This is a genomic window from Psychrobacter sp. CX90, from assembly GCF_057396305.2.
Window position 1 is genome coordinate 471,395 of record NZ_CM182008.1, and the last position, 18,167, is coordinate 489,561.

The 18,167-nt window shown below is 39.7% G+C and carries 13 protein-coding genes; 7 read left to right on the forward strand and 6 right to left on the reverse strand.

The window, feature by feature from the left end:
* Positions 1-83: 83 nt before the first annotated feature.
* Positions 84-971, reverse strand: coding sequence for an alpha/beta fold hydrolase (locus AC2SLN_RS01895; RefSeq protein WP_486549513.1), 888 nt, complete (start codon positions 969-971; stop codon positions 84-86).
* A 333-nt stretch (positions 972-1,304) separates the two neighbouring features.
* Here AC2SLN_RS01895 and nfuA point away from each other — a divergent pair, with 333 nt between their 5' ends.
* Entirely contained in the window at positions 1,305-1,955 is a 651-nt protein-coding gene (nfuA, locus tag AC2SLN_RS01900; RefSeq protein WP_486530154.1) for a Fe-S biogenesis protein NfuA, read from the forward strand.
* Positions 1,956-2,558: 603 nt separating this feature from the next.
* Positions 2,559-3,851 (forward strand): O-acetylhomoserine aminocarboxypropyltransferase/cysteine synthase family protein, encoded by a 1,293-nt coding sequence (locus AC2SLN_RS01905; RefSeq protein ID WP_486549514.1) that lies wholly within the window; start codon positions 2,559-2,561, stop codon positions 3,849-3,851.
* Between the two features lie 222 nt (positions 3,852-4,073).
* On the opposite strand, the gene AC2SLN_RS01910 is transcribed toward AC2SLN_RS01905, so the two are convergent.
* Entirely contained in the window at positions 4,074-5,090 is a 1,017-nt protein-coding gene (locus AC2SLN_RS01910; RefSeq protein WP_486549515.1) for an adenosine kinase, read from the reverse strand.
* Between the two features lie 785 nt (positions 5,091-5,875).
* Positions 5,876-7,165: a Y-family DNA polymerase gene (locus tag AC2SLN_RS01915; RefSeq protein WP_486549516.1), complete on the reverse strand. Its 1,290-nt coding sequence runs from the start codon at positions 7,163-7,165 to the stop codon at positions 5,876-5,878.
* Between the two features lie 601 nt (positions 7,166-7,766).
* On the opposite strand from AC2SLN_RS01915, the gene AC2SLN_RS01920 reads away from it, so the two are divergent.
* Complete coding sequence (locus tag AC2SLN_RS01920) at positions 7,767-8,159, forward strand: histidine phosphatase family protein (RefSeq protein WP_486549517.1); 393 nt, start codon at positions 7,767-7,769, stop codon at positions 8,157-8,159.
* Positions 8,160-8,214: 55 nt separating this feature from the next.
* On the opposite strand, the gene AC2SLN_RS01925 is transcribed toward AC2SLN_RS01920, so the two are convergent.
* Positions 8,215-9,171, reverse strand: a complete 957-nt coding sequence (locus AC2SLN_RS01925) for an IS256 family transposase, variant Zn-binding type (protein ID WP_486549669.1) — start codon at positions 9,169-9,171, stop codon at positions 8,215-8,217.
* Between the two features lie 110 nt (positions 9,172-9,281).
* Here AC2SLN_RS01925 and AC2SLN_RS01930 point away from each other — a divergent pair, with 110 nt between their 5' ends.
* On the forward strand, positions 9,282-9,521 hold the full coding sequence (locus AC2SLN_RS01930) for a hypothetical protein (RefSeq protein ID WP_486549518.1): 240 nt from the start codon (positions 9,282-9,284) through the stop codon (positions 9,519-9,521).
* 37 nt (positions 9,522-9,558) lie between these two features.
* On the opposite strand, the gene umuD is transcribed toward AC2SLN_RS01930, so the two are convergent.
* Entirely contained in the window at positions 9,559-10,017 is a 459-nt protein-coding gene (gene umuD / locus AC2SLN_RS01935) for a translesion error-prone DNA polymerase V autoproteolytic subunit (protein WP_486549519.1), read from the reverse strand.
* Positions 10,018-10,604: 587 nt separating this feature from the next.
* Here umuD and AC2SLN_RS01940 point away from each other — a divergent pair.
* Complete coding sequence (locus tag AC2SLN_RS01940) at positions 10,605-13,640, forward strand: insulinase family protein (protein ID WP_486549671.1); 3,036 nt, start codon at positions 10,605-10,607, stop codon at positions 13,638-13,640.
* 312 nt (positions 13,641-13,952) lie between these two features.
* Here the strand turns inward: AC2SLN_RS01940 and AC2SLN_RS01945 are convergent, their stop codons facing one another.
* Positions 13,953-15,338 (reverse strand): WS/DGAT/MGAT family O-acyltransferase, encoded by a 1,386-nt coding sequence (locus tag AC2SLN_RS01945; protein WP_486549520.1) that lies wholly within the window; start codon positions 15,336-15,338, stop codon positions 13,953-13,955.
* Positions 15,339-15,773: 435 nt separating this feature from the next.
* On the opposite strand from AC2SLN_RS01945, the gene AC2SLN_RS01950 reads away from it, so the two are divergent.
* Complete coding sequence (locus tag AC2SLN_RS01950; RefSeq protein ID WP_486549521.1) at positions 15,774-17,159, forward strand: LysM peptidoglycan-binding domain-containing protein; 1,386 nt, start codon at positions 15,774-15,776, stop codon at positions 17,157-17,159.
* A 402-nt stretch (positions 17,160-17,561) separates the two neighbouring features.
* A complete protein-coding gene (locus AC2SLN_RS01955) occupies positions 17,562-18,101 on the forward strand; it encodes a DUF2726 domain-containing protein (RefSeq protein WP_486549522.1) in 540 nt (179 codons plus the stop codon).
* Positions 18,102-18,167 lie beyond the last annotated feature (66 nt).

Consider the following 18,167-nt stretch of genomic DNA (forward strand, 5'->3'; position numbering starts at 1 on the left):
GAGCTTACTTAATTGATAAATAATGCAGGGATAGTTTTACTGCGATATTGTTGTATTATAAGCTATTTTAATTGTATTAAATTTCAACTGTGTTGTTCAATCCATTTAAGTACAGTTGGCCAGACTTCTTTAGCTGCATTTAAACTAACAATAAGTTTGGTGTGATCATAATCGGCTAAGTTACCATTTGCTATCGAAAACTCTTTAAATTGATTGTTAGGGTTCTCAAAGTCATTCATATACTGTTCGCAACAAATAGGCGGTGCTATAAAGCTATCTCCTTTGGCACAAATTGAATAAATAGGTATGGAGATATCTATCATATGATCACGATAGTCAAAACTCTCGCCTCTGTGTTCAGGAAGGCTGCTGGCGTAATTCTTGTTTAGATTCCATCGATACCACTGCTTCATCGTGTAATGACTTTCATTGATAGGACCCATCTTGAATCTTTTAGCTGGCAGGTATCCTAGTGTTTTTGTTACATAGTTCAACGTCAGTATTTTTGCATAACACTTAGGATTTAGTACGGCGCCGTAAGCTTGGCAGGCAAACATGCTGATACTGTTTATGCGTTCAATATACGATTTGTTTTTTGCTAAAAACATAGTTAAGCACAGCCCACCACCGCTATGTGTAATACAGTGCAGGTTTGTTATATTTAAGTCATTGAACAGATAGTCAAAAGTGGCGTCAATGTCATAGTGTGCAACCGTTTCAAAATTAAAATCATCTTTAGGTATGGCGCTTTTTCCTCGCCCTCGCCACTCCATGATATAGCAAGTGTGCCCAAACTTTGTCAGATAGCTTGCAATACCCATACATACTCTTTTATCAGAGAACGCCCCGTGGAGTAAAAGTACGTTTTGTGATTTATCTGTACGATTTGACGGTAGGTCATCAGCAACTTGCCAGACAGCGATTTGCTGCTCATCTTTAGTGGTAACAAGGGTTAAATTTTCATTTAGCATAGACAAGGCTCGTATTTTTCAATCCCTTTAGGCGGGGCGCATGGTTGTACGTATTGTTTTAAGCATTGCTCACATTTAGCGTGGTATTCAAAACTTTTCAAGGTTAAGGTTTTATAATGAGCTGAGACTGTATAAAATGAAGCGTAAGTATCATTATACGTGATGAACAACGGTCTTGAATATTTCATAATCGTCGTCATTATAAATATAACAATCTATACATCCACTGATCTAAAAATACTATATTAGTAAAAATAATATATATAGATAAAATTCATTTTTTATTATTTTATCTCTCAATTCATCAACCACTTAAATAAATGAGGTCATGACATGACTGACAATACGCAAACGTCTGCTCTAGATATCGAGCAAACAGAGTTTCAAAGCAATATTACTATTACGCCCTCTGCTCAGGACTACTTAGCAGAATTGTTAGCGAAGCAAGAAACCGATGGGATTGGTGTGCGCATATTTGTTGAACATCCTGGCACCCCAAGAGCTGAGTGCTGTATGGCGTACAATCAGCCTGGCGAGGAAGATATGGCAGACTTGCAGCTTAAATTTGAGGCATTTACCGCGTTTATTGAAGCCTCATCTGTGCCGTATTTAGAAGATGCGGTGATAGACTATAACAAAGACCGTTTTGGGGGTCAGTTGACTTTCCGTGCGCCTAATTCCAAAGTGCCAAAAGTGGGCGAGGATGCCAGTGTGGAAGAGCGGATAAATTATGTATTACAGTCTGAGATTAACCCAGGATTGGCCTCTCATGGAGGTAACGTCCAGTTAGTTGAGCTACTTGATGAAGAAGACGTTGGTTTGACAGCAGTATTGAAGTTTGGCGGAGGCTGCCAAGGGTGCTCTGCGGTAGACTTGACGCTACGCCAAGGGGTAGAGGTGCAGTTAAAACAGCAAATACCTGAACTGATGCAAGTGGTTGATGAAACAGACCATACTAAAACGGAAAACGCATATTATAAATAAGGCTAGATTTTAGTTCACTGTATTTACGTTTGATCGTTAAACAACTTTGGTGGGTTTGAAATTGAGTAGTTCTAAGAAATTTGACAGTCAAATTTAAAGTTTGTGAATAAGTTTTGCGACTTAATTGTCATTTTATTCTTGTTTGTCTGTTATGACGCTTCATTTTATTTAATCGGTCGTGCATTAAATAGTTAGTTCGTTAAATTAGTAGCATTAGCTCACTATTCAACTATTATTTTCACTATTGGACTATTATTTGAGTAGCAGGCAGATATATTAGCAAATTGAGAAAGAATTATTATTTTATGTTATAACATTATGAATAATTAATCATCATTTTTACGAGTAGGCTGGGTTATTATAGGATAATCCCAGCCTTTTATTTAAATTTTGTATTGGCAATTTCATAAAGTAAATTATAGCTGAAGTCGTTATAGTCATCGTACTGTTAAATGGTTATACGTCAGCTATGCGTAGGTAGGTTTAGCTAGTAGCTAGTTATAAAAGCGGGTGCAGCTAGAAATGTTAACGCTGAAATCGTTGAGAGCTACTTTAACTATAACCGCTTTATCAATTAGCACTATTATTATATAAGGACATACGATGAGTAATACAAATAGCCAACACCGCTTGGAGACTTTAGCCGTTCATGCAGGATATAGTGTGGAACCCACCACTAAAGCAGTTGCTGTTCCAATTTATCATACCAGCTCGTATGCTTTTGATAGCACGCAACATGGTGCTGACCTGTTTGATTTGAAAGTGCCAGGCAATATTTATACCCGAATTATGAACCCAACCAATGCGGTTTTAGAGGAGCGAGTCGCTGCCCTCGAAGGGGGAATAGGTAGCTTGGCAGTTGCTTCTGGTATGGCGGCTATCACTTACGCTGTACAAACCATTTGTGAGATGGGCGATAACATTGTTGCGGTATCCACACTATATGGGGGTACTTATAACTTTTTCGCCCATACATTACCTCGTCAAGGTATTGAAGTTCGCTTCTTTGATCATAGTAATCCGGAATCTATTCGGGGCTTAATCGATGATAAGACAAAAATGGTATTTGCTGAAAGTATCGGTAACCCTCTAGGTAATATTGTTGATATTACTGCTGTTGCTGATATTACGCATGAATTTGGCGTGCCTGTTGTGATTGATAATACGGTAGCAACACCAGCTCTGTGTCGTCCATTTGAGTTTGGTGCTGATATTGTCGTACATTCTTTGACTAAATATATGAGTGGTACAGGTACCTCTATTGGTGGTGCTATCGTTGATAGTGGCAACTTTGACTGGGGCGCTTATCCTGACCGTTTTCCATTGCTAAATGAACCCGATGTCAGCTATCACGGCGTTAATTTCGTAAAAGACATTGGTGCAGCAGCGTTTATTGCCCGTGCTCGGGTGGCGCCATTACGCAATACAGGTGCTGCATTAAGTCCATTGAATGCATTTGCTATTATGCAAGGTATGGAGACGCTGAGTTTACGTATGGAGCGTCATGTTTCCAATGCAATGGCGATCGCTGAGTACCTAAAAAGTCATGATAAAGTCGCTTGGGTGAAATACGCTGGACTGTCAGATCATCCTGAGCATGAGCTGGCAAGAAAGTACATGAAAGGGTCGCCCTCTGGCATTTTGACATTTGGGGTTAAAGGTGGACGTGACGCGGGCGCCAGATTTATTGATGCCCTTAATTTGATTACTCGTTTGGTAAATATTGGTGATGCGAAGTCTCTAGCCTGTCATCCTGCGACTACGACCCATCGTCAGCTAGACGAAGCTGAGCTTGCTAAAGCGGGTGTGAGTGAAGATATGATTCGCTTATCTATTGGCATTGAGCATATTGAAGATATTAAAGATGACTTAGAACAGGCCTTAGCTAAAGTTTAATATTCAGCTTAAGATGACCGTTAATTTTAGCGATAAAATTAGGGTCTGTTGAGCATTTGAATGTTCAACAGACCCTAATTGGTAGTTAAATAATATAATTCAATGATAATCATATTATTGAGCGGCAAGTTTCTTTTAATGGATACCCTTTAATAGATAACCTTACTATTTATAGCTTCTGTTTAAATTTTTAATATTGTACGTTATCTAATAGCCGACACCTTATGCTCTAAGTACACGTTTTGCAATATCGCGATATTGCAGTGGTGTTAACCGAGGCCCAAATTGCTTAACCACTTGACTGGCAATTTCGCCCGCTAATTTCGCACACTCCGGTATGGTGTATTGCTGAGATAGTCCGTATAAGAATGCACCAGAATAATTATCACCAGCACCATTGGTGTCAGTCACTTTTGCAACGGTTGGGGTTGCTACTTTCGTGATCGATAAGTTTTTATCTCTTTTTCGCTCACATATAACGGTATCTTCTGGGCCATTTGTGACAACAGCCAATTGACAATAATCCATTAAGGCACGCGCCGTGGCTTCAATTTGTTTTTTACCGGTAAATAGACTGGCTTCATCGTAATTACAGAAAATAGTGTCAACACCAGTGCCTAATATCTCAAGTAACCCCTCCTTAGCAAAGTTAATAACAGAAGGATCGGCAAAGCTAACCGCAATTTTAACGTTATTGACACCAGATTGATGTCTTAGCTTTTTAATAGCAGGGCGAAGGCTATCCGACATTGCCATATAGCCTTCTAAATACAACCAGTCACTTTTTGTTAACACATCAAATGAGATGTTATTTTCATCAATGCTGCTTGAGGTTCCCAAGTAAGTCTGCATCGTGCGTTCCCCATCCGGAGTAATGGCGACCACGCAAGACCCCGTAACACCCCCTTTAAAAATAGATTTTGGAGACGTGTCCACACCAGCATTATTTAAATCTTTTAGATAAAACTCTCCAGGTTGATCATCTCCTACACGGCATGAATAGAATGGCTTACCACCAAGACTAGCGAAGGCATACATGGCGTTTGCTGCTGAGCCCCCGCCTGTTCTTTTGGATGGTTTTAAGCCTTGAACTTGAAATTCCTTTAGAAGGCGACTTTGTTCTTGTAGGCTTGCTAAAGTCATACTACCCTTGGTTAGTGACTTATTTTTTAACTGCGCCTCAGTGAGTAAGAACTCATGATCTACTAAGGCATTGCCTACTGCCATGACATCATACATAGTGTTTCGATTTCCATTTGGTTATTTTCATGATAACTGTCTAATTTTTTTAAAAAGTCACTAAAGATGTACTTTATTGTATTTTTTCAAAAATAATTGCAACTAATTTGCAATTATCTGCTATTCGCAACAAATATGCTAGAAAACAAGTATAACTGTTAATCTCACATTATTTTATTGGGTATTGGTGGAAACAATTTAGTATCTAAATCAGTTAATAAAATTAATATTTATGGTTAGTGATTTTAAACAGCATTCTATCAAGTGTATGTTAGTTTTTTAGCTCTGTGTGTTAGTTTTGATTTTGTTTTTATTGCTTTGAGGGCTATCTTCCCATAATAATTATCGATTTAGAAAGCAGCTTTGTGGAACATATTTTATAATATAGCAATTACCCATTTTAATTTAATATTTTTATCATAAACAATAATGGTTTGTTAAATTATTGATTCAATTATGTTTTTAAATTGTTTAAAAAATATACAAATTTAGGGAAGCCATTGAACCGTTTGGTTTTAAGCTTATCAAGTTTTGAGTTATTCACAGAGTTATCCACAGAGAGTGTGGAAAACCTTTGTACACCTTGAAAAATATGGCTTCTAAAGGTTTAGTTTCGACTGTGTGTTACAGTTTGAGATAAGATATATTAGCTTCTCAAAATATCTTATTAAGAGTTTCTGGCCTGTTTCACGACATAGTGTATGGAATACTAATCTTGAACGATTGGGTATTATGGTAGGCAAATTTAGCCATATGGAAAGTGAAGCATAACTTTCGAAAAATGGTTATTTAGTAATAGGTATATGATCAATACAAGTAGTATAACGATAACTGATTAGATTACGGCGCATCTCCCATTCTCTTTCTTTATCCATAAGCTGACTCGCAAAATACAAAGGGTTACTCGATTGTTGATTAATACTATCAAGTACATTCATCAGTGCCTCGCTTTTTTCATACTGGGAGGGAGCATTAGGAGCATTATAAGAGCCATCAAATAAATCAAATTGTACCTCATTTGAGCTATAGATATCAGATAGCATCACTCCTGCCTTTGCGTAGTTAACCCCCTGTTTATAAATACGATCAATTACTGCAGTTGCAGCGCTTAACATCAGCCGAGTATCAGAGGTGGGTGTAGTAAACTGATATTGGCCTGAGATAGGGGTGTAACGAACAGACTTAACAAACGGGCTGTTTTTAGCAAATATGATTAGGGTACGGCATAGGCCATTTTGTTGTCGGAGTTTGACCGCTGCTTTGGCAACATGTTCACAAATGGCTTCGGTTAATGCGGGTTTATTGGATATACGCTGCGAAAATGAGCGGGAGGATACAATTTGCTTTTTTGCAACAATAGACTCTATTTCTAGACAAGATTGTCCATTAAGTTCACGGCAAGTCCGTTCTAACACTACTCCAAATTGCTGACGTATTTTTCCGGTTTCGCAAGCTGCCAGTTGTTGAACATTAAAAACTCCTATAGCGTTCAGCCGTTTGGCATAGCGTTTCCCGACACCCCATATGTCACTCACATCCGTAATTTGCATCAACCTATTGATCCAATTTGATTGAGTTAACACGCATATCCCACCGGTTTTAAGATATTTCTTAGCGGCGTGATTGGCAAGCTTGGCTAAGGTCTTAGTCGTACCAATCCCTACGCTAACCGGAATACCTGTATGTTTTTCCACTGTATTTTTAAGAAGTTTTGCGTAGGCCGATAAATCCTGCATAGCAGTAGGGTAGTCTGCTAAATATAAAAATGCTTCATCAATAGAGTAAATTTCAACAGTAGGACAAAGCTGCTCTAACGTCGCCATCACACGTTGTGACATGTCGGCATATAGGGTGTAGTTAGAACTAAACACAGTAACGTTATTGGCCATGCAAAAGTCCTTAACTTGGAAGTAGGGAACAGCCATTTTCAACCCAAGCGCTTTTGCTTCGGTAGATCGTGCAACAACACAGCCATCATTATTGGAAAGAACAATAACAGGTTTATGTTTTAGATCAGGCCGAAATAGCTTTTCACAGTTGGCATAAAAGCTATTACAGTCTATTAGAGCATACATAAAACCCCCGTTTAAGCCATTAAAAAAAGATTGTTATAAAGTACAACTAAAAGCCATGAAATTCATTAAACATAGTGCTTGCAGCACTTGCATTCGTTTTGTAGAAGGTAGTGTTTTGACTGATAGCTTACAGACTACAAAGATGGTTATATAAAGCTTAAAGACTCTACTGGGATACTCGAAAGCTTTATAGAGAAAAACACAATATAGGCTAACAGGCTAACAAATATCGGGTAAGATTGAATAGTCTGATTCAGAGTTACACGACATATAATGACGTGTCTGGATATTAGAAGCGTTAAAAAAATCAATATTGAGACAACTAAAGAGACTGTAAGACTATAAAAAAGGAGATTGTAACGTGTCACTTACGTTTCACGTCAAATGTGTACTCTCTTTACTGGAGCTGTTTATATAAGATTTTTTGTATCAATCTGTCGAGGTTGATTGTAGATAGGCTCTAGTCAACAAACTACAGGGATCGATATTAGTTAGTTTCAAATGCCCATAAAAAAGCATGCATATCGAATATTAAGATAACTAACATTAGCAGATAGACAACTCAAGTACAAAGATAACCTAAGTAGAAAAGGGTCATATAATGAAAAAGATTTATTTGGTACGACATGGGCAGAGTATCACGAATGCTGGCGGGGCTTTGCAACCCAACCCACAAATACAGATCACTAAGTTAGGAAAGCGTCAAGCGGAAGAAGTGGCAGATTGGATAATTCAAACACTGGGCAGTAACGTTGACTCAATTAACATCTCAAAATTCATACGCACAAAGCAAACCGCGCAACCTTTAATAGACAAAACAGGCGTGCAGCCAAATGTTATAGACGGACTTGAAGAGTTTGATTATCTAAGCTTTGCCGCATTAGATGGGGTGGCTTTTGCAAAAAGATTGGAGGAAGCGGAGGCCTTTTGGGCTCATAAGGCGCCTGATGACCTGCATGGTGCAGATGCAGAAAGCTATCGAAATTTGGTGTAATGGACAAAATTCAGGCTAAAAACGAGCGGTTAGTCTCTAATGGACAAAATTCAGGCTACCGCGCAGAGTATGTAATTAAAAAGTTGTTAATAAACTTAAGCTTACGTTGTTTATTAAGCCCATTATGACTGCTTAATTGGCGTTTTAACTCACTAAACAAACCTTCTAGAGAATTGGTTGTATTTGGGATGTTTAAGTCACCCAATTCCCTATAAGTAAATAGCCAATCACTATTTACTCGCAAGCTTCTATAGGCACTTCTAAGACGCTTATGGGTGTACCAAGTCTTACCAGTATCTGTATTGATACTACGCTCATTTAAGTAGCCCTCATGAGTCAAATACCAGCTATCTAAGTCTTGAATGAAGGTTGTCTTATCATAATCCTTTATGTTTAAAGCGAGCTGTCTGAGTGCAATACTAGCGATATTTTGAGGTCGGAGAGTTAAGTATCGAGTGATGATCTGTAGCTGATGAAACTGGCACATTTGTATGGGAATGTCTTTAAATAAAGCATTAAGACCTCGTCTTCCATCGCAAGTAATGCTTGTAATATCAATACCTTGTGATTTTATATACTCTATTCCTAGCTTATACAGCGAGTTAGTTTCATAATGAATAATGCGGTGGTGCAATACAGCTTTGCTTGTATAGTCGATAAATACCATTAAGCCAAACGTTCTACCAAAGTAAGTAGCGTCCATCACTATGTTTGCACAAGTAGGTAGCTTATTAAGTGGCTTTAGTTCAATTGTATCTAGTCGCCTTTGTATGGTCTTTATGCTATAGCCATACTTATGAGCAAGTTGTTTATAGGTCTGCTTACCTTGAGTATATTCTTGCCACAATGTTGAGTTATTGAGCCTTTTTCCACCTAAAAACTGCCGATTACAAATAAGGCATTTGTACTGCTGTTTCCCTGATTTATAACCATTCTTTTTTGTGTGTTTTTTACCACAAAAAGGGCAGTTTTTTGATTCATGGCTTTCAATCCTTGTAAATACATATATTATATAGCTTTAAACGGGGTGTCAGCCTGAATTTTGTCCATTACACCCGAAATTTCTATAATCGCGTTGCAAGTGTCTTAGCGCATTTCAAAAGCTTGCCTGCGGGCAATCATGTGGTATATACGCATGGGCTATGGATAAGTATGCTGGTTTGGCAGATATTGGGCCAGCCGCATGAAAGCAACTTGGATATGCGGAAATTTCGTCAATTTGAATTGTCTATCCGTGCCAAAAACTGTGAAGTATTTTGTTTAACCCTTGCAGGTAATGATTTGCTTGAGTGTTTACCTCCAGCGATTACGAAGGTACGTACGTGTGATGGCGATAATAGCGACCTTTCTGCCAAGCTGTAAGGATGGGACAGATTATAGTTTTATTCACACTAACATACTAATATTTACTGCGATTTTGCCCACCACGCCCACGTTTGATAGACCTGATAATGTTAATAACCACACCAAACACCTCAAAGTCCGCCTCAGTACCAATTGGGATATCGGGGTAATCGGTGTTGTGCGCGATGAGACATGGCGACGGCTCAAGACGTAACTCTTTAACCGTGAAATCGCCATTTAACATGCACACCACTATATCCCCACTCATGACCTCAATACTACGATCTACAATTAGTAGGTCGTCAGGATAAATGCCGGAGTCAATCATAGAGTCGCCACCCACTCTCACTAAAAAAGTGGCATTTGGATGCTCAACGCACAGCTCATTTAAATCAATACTAGCTTCTACATAACCCGCAGCTGGAGAAGGGAATCCTGCTGCTACGTGCTCTATAAAGTAGGGCAGCGGTTGAAAGCTTGTAGGAAGTAATGTGCCAAGTATCGTTGTTTTCATAAAGTAAACCCTTTAGCTATTTAGCCTTTTAATGTGATTATGCATTGTATTTTTGACTCAATAATCACAGTTATGAGTGGAGGGTCGTCCAAAAGTCAGTGTATATACACAAAGTTTCAGGCAATAGTTCGATAGTGGTCAAACTATACCTGAGAAGCTACCTTAAAACGCGACTACTTTTACGCTCTTAGTTAAAGCCAACTTAATAGTAGTATGCAGGGTTTATAAAAATATAACGCTATTATTGAGCAGTTTAAATAGCCTTTATATACAAGATGCGTTAATCTAGGCAGTTAATATTTTAAGCCAATTATTTTAAAATAGCTATTTATTGTTTATTCATAACCTTCCTTCTTTTTTATAGCGCGAGTTAGCTCATCTTTAATACAGTTGATACAGTTTATTTATAGCTTGTTTATTAGAGGTGGTGTAGACGTTATTTAGAACAGGTCGTCAAAATTTATCAAAATAATAGTCGAGATTATATGATCAATATTACTAACACTATCCTGAACAACACCGTGAACAATACCACGAGCAGTACTATCAACACTGAGTCCACTAATGACATCAGTGTTATCCACGCTATGCCTGATTTAACCTTACATCCAAGTTTTGAGCTGGTTGAACATCGTAGGATTGAGTCATTGCAGATTGACGTGCTGATTAGTAAGCATACCCAAACTGGCGCTATGCATTATCATCTTGCGCATCCGAGTAATGAAAATGCATTTTTGGTTGGTTTCCGTACGCAGCCAATGGACTCAAAAGGCGAGGCGCATATTTTAGAGCACACAGCATTATGTGGCTCGGCTAAATATCCGGTGCGTGACCCTTTTTTCTCTATGATAAAGCGCTCCTTAAACACATTTATGAATGCGATGACTGCAGCGGATTGGACAGCGTATCCTTTTGCGACGCAAAATAAAAATGATTATTTTAATTTATTGTCTGTATACCTAGATGCGTCATTTTTTCCAAATATTCATCCGCTTGATTTTGCACAAGAAGGCATTCGTATAGAGCTTGATGAAAACGATAAGCCGCAATTTAAGGGTATCGTATTCAACGAGATGAAAGGGGCAATGAGTGGCGAGATTGATCAGCTGTATCATGCTGTAGCTCATCATTTATTCCCGACAACTACTTATCATTATAACTCTGGCGGTGACCCAGCAGATATTCCAGATTTAACACATGCTGAGCTGGTTGAGTTTCATCACAGCCATTATCATCCCTCTAACAGTGTACTAATGAGCTTTGGGAATATTCCAGTCGCTGAAACGCAAAAAAAATTACACCAAGACGCACTAAGCCAGTTTGAAAGTGGTAAGAAACATGACTCACGCTTGGAGCAACGGTTAAAAGCGCCAATAACAGCAATTGAAACATATACAGTTGATGAGTTGCGAGAGGCACAAACGCATCATGTAACGGCATGGCTTTTACCGACCATCACTGATCCACAGCAGCGTCTTGCACTGCGCTTGCTTGAAGGTGTGTTGATTGAACATGCCGGTTCTCCTTTGCGCGAGTATTTGGATAGTCATCCACTTGCTACAGGGCCAAGTCCACTATTAGGGTTAGACGACAGTCATTTTGAAATGGTTTTTTATGCGGGTGTACGTGGCTCAGAACCTGAACATGCGGAAGCAGTTGAGCAAGGTATTTTAAATTTACTGACACAAATTGCCAGTAGTGAAATTGATGCCGAGGCTATTGAAACCATCTTGCATCAAATAGAGATTGATCAACGACATATTGGTGGCGATAGCATCCCTTATGGTCTAAATCTTATGCTAGAAGGTTTTAGCACGGCTATTCATGATGGTAATCCAATTGATATTTGGGAAGTTGATGAACACTTACTTTGGCTCCGTGAGCAGGTAAAAGATCCAAACTGGCTACCCCAGCTATTAAAAAAACATTTGATTGACAACCCACATCGTGTTCGCGTGACCTTAGTACCCGATGAAAAGAAATCAGGGGATCTGGCTGCAGCAGAGCAGGCACGTCTTGATGCCATTGAAGCAACTCTTACGGCAGAGGATAAGGTTAAGCTTAAACAGCAAGCGATAGATTTGGCCAAACGCCAAGCGGCAGAAGATGACTTGAGTTTACTGCCAAAAGTAGGGATTGAAGATGTCCCAGCATCAGTAAGCTTTACCTATGGTAAGCAGGTTGCAACTACCTTGGCCGGCACTGAGAGTGTATTGTATCAATACGAAGCAGGCACTAATGGCCTGTATTACTATCAAGTTATCATGTCTTTGCAAGATCAAGACGATATCATCAATCACCCCCTACTGCCTATCTACTTAGGTTTGTTGTCGGATCTTGGGACAGATACTTTATCAGCTCGTGAGTTTCAAGCGGTACAAGCGGCCCACTCCTCAGGGGTAACTGCGCGTATTAGTCAACGAACCTCTACGCATGATATTGATACATTGACCAGCTACTTTGTTGTGGCAACTCGAGCCTTAAATCGTAAGCCTGAAGCCATTGACTTGGTTAAACAAGTACTTGAACACAGTGTCTTTAGTGAGCATGATCGTATTAAAGAGTTGTTGCAGCAAAAGCAATCAGGATGGCAGTCTCGATTGGCTAGTGCAGGGCATGCCTATGCTATGCAAACAGCCAGTCGCCGTATGAGTCGTCAAGCTGAGCTTGAGTATGTGAGAAGTGGCTTACCTGCCCTAAACGCGCTCAAAGAGTTTTTGTCACATGCGAAAGAAGACAGTGGTAAATGGGATGAATTAGCCTCCGCACTTATGGCCTTGCATCAACGTTTAGCTGCATTACCTAAACACGCCTTAATTGTGTGCGAAAAAGAGCAGACTGAACGCTTAAAAGGGTTGATTGAGCAAAGCTGGCAGACTTCCTCATTTATGGTAAATGAGCAAAGTAAAACCGCCATTGAAGGCAATATACCCTCTGAATACACGCAGCTAGAGTTGACACGAGCTAGTGAAGCACATTTAGATAAGGGAGAGTCTGATAGCGGGGGTTTAACGGCATTAAAGACAGAGCAAAATCGTCAAGCTGATGATGTCGCATGGCTGGTTGCAACGAACGTCTACCATAATGCGTCTGTTTATCCAGCAGTAACTGCGGGTCATCCAGACTGTGCTGCTTTAATGGTACTTGCCCCCTATTTACGTAATGGGTATTTGCACAGTGCAATACGTGAGCGTGGGGGCGCTTATGGGGGCGGTGCAGGCTATGATGCAAATGCGAGCGCATTTAAGTTTTTTAGCTATCGTGACCCACATTGTGCCGAAACCTTCGATCATTTTATACAGAGTATTGAGTGGCTACTTAATACCCCGCAAACCTCTGAGCAATTAGAGGAGGCCATTTTAGGCATTATATCTAGTATGGATAAACCCGGTTCTCCAGCAGGTGAAGCCGTTAAATCTTGTTTTGCTGATTTACATCAACGTGGAGAAGCATGGCAACAAGCAATGCGTAGTAATATATTGGCAGTAACCATTGAAGACTTAAAAAGAGTCGCTGTGACCTATCTTAAAAACAAGCCATCTTCCAAAGCAGTTTTGGCACCTTATGATAAAGAAAGTATCGTCGTAGATCTTGGATTTAAGGTGGAGAGGGTAGCAGGTTAAGCTTTTTTAACGCTATACTGTGACAAGTATTCTTTGTCTACTATAAACAATCAGTAAGATAGCCATAATAAGAAAAAAGGTAAGCCCAACGTCGGCTTACCTTTTTTTATTATGGATGTATGGTTCAGAGTTTTATGATTTTATATAGTCAGCGAACTACTAAACGGTTACAGTGTTAACCTCGTTAAGCCTACTCTAGTAGTACTTGCACTCGGTTGCCTTGTAACCATTTTAGACTTCTTTGACTATAGCGCTAAAAAATAGGTTGCTAGACTGAGGTGGGTTATTAGCTGCTCATTCATTAACAAAACATTATTCACGGATACCTAATTCACGTTCGCCGCATATTTTTTCCAATACGGCTAATTCATCTTCTAAAAACTGTAAAATATGTTGTACTTTTGGTAAAGCCTGACTGCAAGCAGTAATGCCAAACTCTATGCGATCTAAATAACTTGCTAAGGTTATATTCAGCGCCTGACCGTCAAATAAAACAGAGGCAGGGTATAAAGCTTGAAGCTTAGCGCCATTCCAGTACAATGGCTTCTTAGAGCCGGGTACATTAGAGATAATAAGGTTGAATCCGGGATTATTTGGCATGGCACCAGTGATTAGCTTCATAAACTCTAAAGCATAAGCAATGATGCTGTAGTTTATTACTTGGGGTTGGTTCATACGTCCAAAGCGTTGTTTACCATTGTTCATGCTGTCACTGATGGTCTTTACGCGTTGTAATGGGTTGGTTAAATGCGTTCCCAAATTACACAGTAAAAAGGACAGCTGATTTCCTGATGCACTGTTATCTTTTCGCAAAGAGATTGGCACAAATGCGATTAATGGTTCTAGCGGCAGCTCTTTTAAAGACAGCAAATATTTGCGTAATGCACCAGAACAAACGGCCAGTACGATATCGTTTAAACTGACATCCAAATGAGTAGCAACGTGTTTGAATCTAGATATTTCATAAGACTGAGCCACGAAGCGTCTCGAGCTTGATATACGCTGATTGAGGATAGACATTGGTGCTTGAGAGGTTGTCACATAGCTGGGTTTATTACGCTCAACGAAACTACGTTTGAGTTCTTTGGCAACTGGCAATGCAGTGCGCAATTGTTCTTTAATAATTTTACGTGCAGAGCGCTCAGCTGGAATTAGGGCATCAACTTGGTGTCGATGGCGCATCATAAGTGACCATAGGGGCAATGACATGACTTCATTGGGCGATTGTGATAATGACTTTTGCACGAGTCGCATAGCTGCAATACCATCTACAAGGGAGTGGTGGATTTTGAGATACAATGCGAATCGTTCAGGGCGCCCTTTAACCTCAGGCTCAATGCCTTCAATAATATGACACTCCCATAGTGGACGAGCTCTATCAAGTAGTCGCCCGTGCTCTTTTGAGATATAAGAGAGTAACTCACGTACCTGCGAAGGTTTTGGTAAAGCAATGTGCCTAAAATGATGCTCTACATCAAAATCTGAATCGGTTTTCCAAAACGCTAGGTTATGTAGTACTTGGTTAAAAGGAAATGTTGGAGGGACATCAGAGGTTTGCATTTGGCGTACAAGTGAACGCACGAAAGCAACATCTGCGTTTTTAGGTAGTTCAAATAAAAATAGACCACCAACATGCATAGGTTGCTTGCGATTTTCAAGCAACAAAAATAATTGGTCTAATACGGTCAGTAAACGCATAAACATCCTTTGCAGATAAACGACTAAACGGTTGTCGTCATATAGATATCACTTTAAATGAGTAAGATAAAAGTAGAGAAGGAGTTGTTAGTCTGTAGAGTCCTATCATATTTTTAGTAGACGTTTTAATGACACAAGGTTTTATGACACGAGACTGCGAATAATTGCAGCAATACATTATAGACGTATTACTTCTTGGTCTTTGCCATGAGTCGTGTTTTTCTACAGAAAATGAACTAAGATATATAAGGTCAGTATTATAGCAAATCTGTTGTGGTTTTAATTCACTGCTTTTATATAAAACCCAACAAATATTGAGAATATTAACCCTCTAAACAAAAAAATTCATAACAGACTTCTCAAAGTGAATCCTCTATAATCTAAAACGACTATATTTTAATATGATTTTTATAAGTTAAATTCCAGGATATAAGTATGAATTCGTCAAGACAACTTTTGCTAGGTACAGGGGTATTCTTAGGGGGCGGTATATTGCTCTTTGCAATGCTACAACAGGGTGGCGGCTCTGCCAATAATCCAATCATTGATACGTCTACTGAGAGCAGTGCCAACAGTGCTGACACTGTGAGTAACGGTAAGCCATTGCAAACGCTAACAGCTGATGTGCAAACTGAAGAACGTATTTTGGCACAAAAACGCTTGGAGCGTGAATCTAAGGTAGCTGAATTAGATAAGCGTACTAAGGAGTTTTTGACGGAACAAGAGCGTGCTGAAGCTTTAGCCATGGAAAAGGCCCGCCTCGAAAATGAAAAGTACCGTACCAATGCTATTGAACCTGTGATGGATGAGCCAGTATTGGAAAACCAAACAAGTTCAGTTGTCAAACCTGTCGTCCAAGCCAGAAAGGCTGAACCTCAAACTAATGAGCAGCCTACAACTGCTTCTAGCTCTGCACAAAATAAGCCGGTTCAGGCATCAGTTAAGCCTAGGCAGACGACAGACGCTAATGAGAGTGCTCAAGCCAATAAGGCTGTAAATACCACAACCAAACAGCAACCCTCAGAAACAAGGGGTAAAGCACCTAGGAGCTCTAAGGAATATACGGTACAAAGGGGCGATGGTCTGATTAAAATCGCCAATCGTTATAATGTACCAGTAGAAGCCTTATCGCAAGCTAATAACTTATCAGCCAACGCCACTTTGAGAACTGGTCAAAAGCTGATAGTCCCTTCTGCTAGTCAAGTAGAACGTTTGATTCAAAATGATAATGCTAAAAGTACGGTTACCTCTAATAGTAACAAAGCAAAGGATACCAGGGCTAAAGCAGAATCTGAACCTAAAGCAACCTCAGCGCCCACTCGTCAGCTTGGCTATAAAGTGAAGCGGGGAGATGGTCTGATCAAACTGGCACGCCAATATAATGTGCCCGTTGAAGCCCTTGCAGAAGCTAACAATATGAGTGTAAAGAGCTCGTTACGAGTGGGTCAAACGCTGACAATTCCATCACGCCGTCAGGTTGCAAGGCTGCAACGTGAAGCGGAACAAAAGCAAAAAGCCTCTGAGACTAAGCGCGAAGCACAAATGCGTTTAGCTGAAGCCCGTCGCAAAGCGGCTCAGGGTGAGGCTAAAGGGACATTTGGTGTCCAAGTTGCGCTCGCTGATAATCAAGAAAAAGCAGATGCTATCGTTAAAAAAATGCGTGCTGCTGGGTACTCCGCCTCTACCAGTAAGACGGATCGCGGGGTTAGAGTTATTGTTGGCCCTGAAAAAGGTAAAGAAGCTGCTTTGGCTCTTAAAGATAAAATTAATGCGGACTCTCGTACAGATGTTAATAATGCATGGGTGTTATATTGGCGCTAGGACTATTTGATGTGCTTTAAATTTGTCGGTGTTTAGAATTGAAATAGACTCCTGAATAACTTCTTTTCAGATAAGGTCATTACCACTTAGTTATGCTTATTAAACACGACACAAGTTGTCGTGTTTTTTTATATGAGGATGGTTATATGGTTATTAATACACCATAATTACCGTTCAAAATGAGTGAACGGTTACTCAGTGTCAATATATAGTCAGCGAACTACTAAACGGTTACGGCGTTAACCTCGTTAAGCCTACTCCAGTAGTACTTGCACTCGGTTGCCTTGTAACCATTTTAGACTTCTTTAACTATAGTAGTCAATGTTTTAAAGAGGCTATGTGTTAGGTAAATATTGGGTACATTGGGCTACTTCAAGTGTTGTTTTCTAAGAGAGATGTTGTGTGGATATAGTGGTATTAGGTTTTATGGTTGTCGCTGCCATGATTTTTTTAATCAGTATAGTGTTTCAGCGTCGTCATAATAATCGTAAGAGCAAACCAGTTCGTGGTGATGATTTACCTATCTGGCCGTTTACACCCATGCCAATCATGACGGATAGTGAGGTACTATTTTTCGCTAAACTACAAAAAGCAATGCCAGACTATTTTATCTTTAGCCAAGTTCAGCTCTCACGTATCATCGAACCAAGTGAAGAGGCAGGCAGTGATAGAAGCTTTTGGTTTAATAGAATATGTCGTCAGAGTGTGGATTATGTGTTAGTGGATACCGACGCGCAAACCACGTTACTTGCTATCGAGCTAGACGACTGGACGCATGAAAGTCAGTCAAGATTAAAAGCGGATGAGAAAAAAGATAAGGCGCTAGCAAGTGCAGGTATTCCGATTTTGAGGTTCCATGCTGAGCGTCTACCCAGTGTAGAGGTCATACAGCATGATATTGATGCGGTGTTACGCAAATATCCTAGAAGCACTGTTAAATGAGTTACCGCCTAATATAGGTAGTATTATTAATATCTGGGGTTAAAAAACGGCTTTTTCTTATTGGAT

Bases quoted from the DNA above. Each gene is read 5' to 3' on its own strand.
- AC2SLN_RS01895 (WP_486549513.1), bottom strand. From the start codon at position 971: ATGCTAAATGAAAATTTAACCCTTGTTACCACTAAAGATGAGCAGCAA.
- nfuA (WP_486530154.1), top strand. From the start codon at position 1,305: ATGACTGACAATACGCAAACGTCTGCTCTAGATATCGAGCAAACAGAG.
- AC2SLN_RS01905 (WP_486549514.1), top strand. From the start codon at position 2,559: ATGAGTAATACAAATAGCCAACACCGCTTGGAGACTTTAGCCGTTCAT.
- AC2SLN_RS01910 (WP_486549515.1), bottom strand. From the start codon at position 5,090: ATGTATGATGTCATGGCAGTAGGCAATGCCTTAGTAGATCATGAGTTC.
- AC2SLN_RS01915 (WP_486549516.1), bottom strand. From the start codon at position 7,165: ATGTATGCTCTAATAGACTGTAATAGCTTTTATGCCAACTGTGAAAAG.
- AC2SLN_RS01920 (WP_486549517.1), top strand. From the start codon at position 7,767: ATGAAAAAGATTTATTTGGTACGACATGGGCAGAGTATCACGAATGCT.
- umuD (WP_486549519.1), bottom strand. From the start codon at position 10,017: ATGAAAACAACGATACTTGGCACATTACTTCCTACAAGCTTTCAACCG.
- AC2SLN_RS01940 (WP_486549671.1), top strand. From the start codon at position 10,605: ATGCCTGATTTAACCTTACATCCAAGTTTTGAGCTGGTTGAACATCGT.
- AC2SLN_RS01945 (WP_486549520.1), bottom strand. From the start codon at position 15,338: ATGCGTTTACTGACCGTATTAGACCAATTATTTTTGTTGCTTGAAAAT.
- AC2SLN_RS01950 (WP_486549521.1), top strand. From the start codon at position 15,774: ATGAATTCGTCAAGACAACTTTTGCTAGGTACAGGGGTATTCTTAGGG.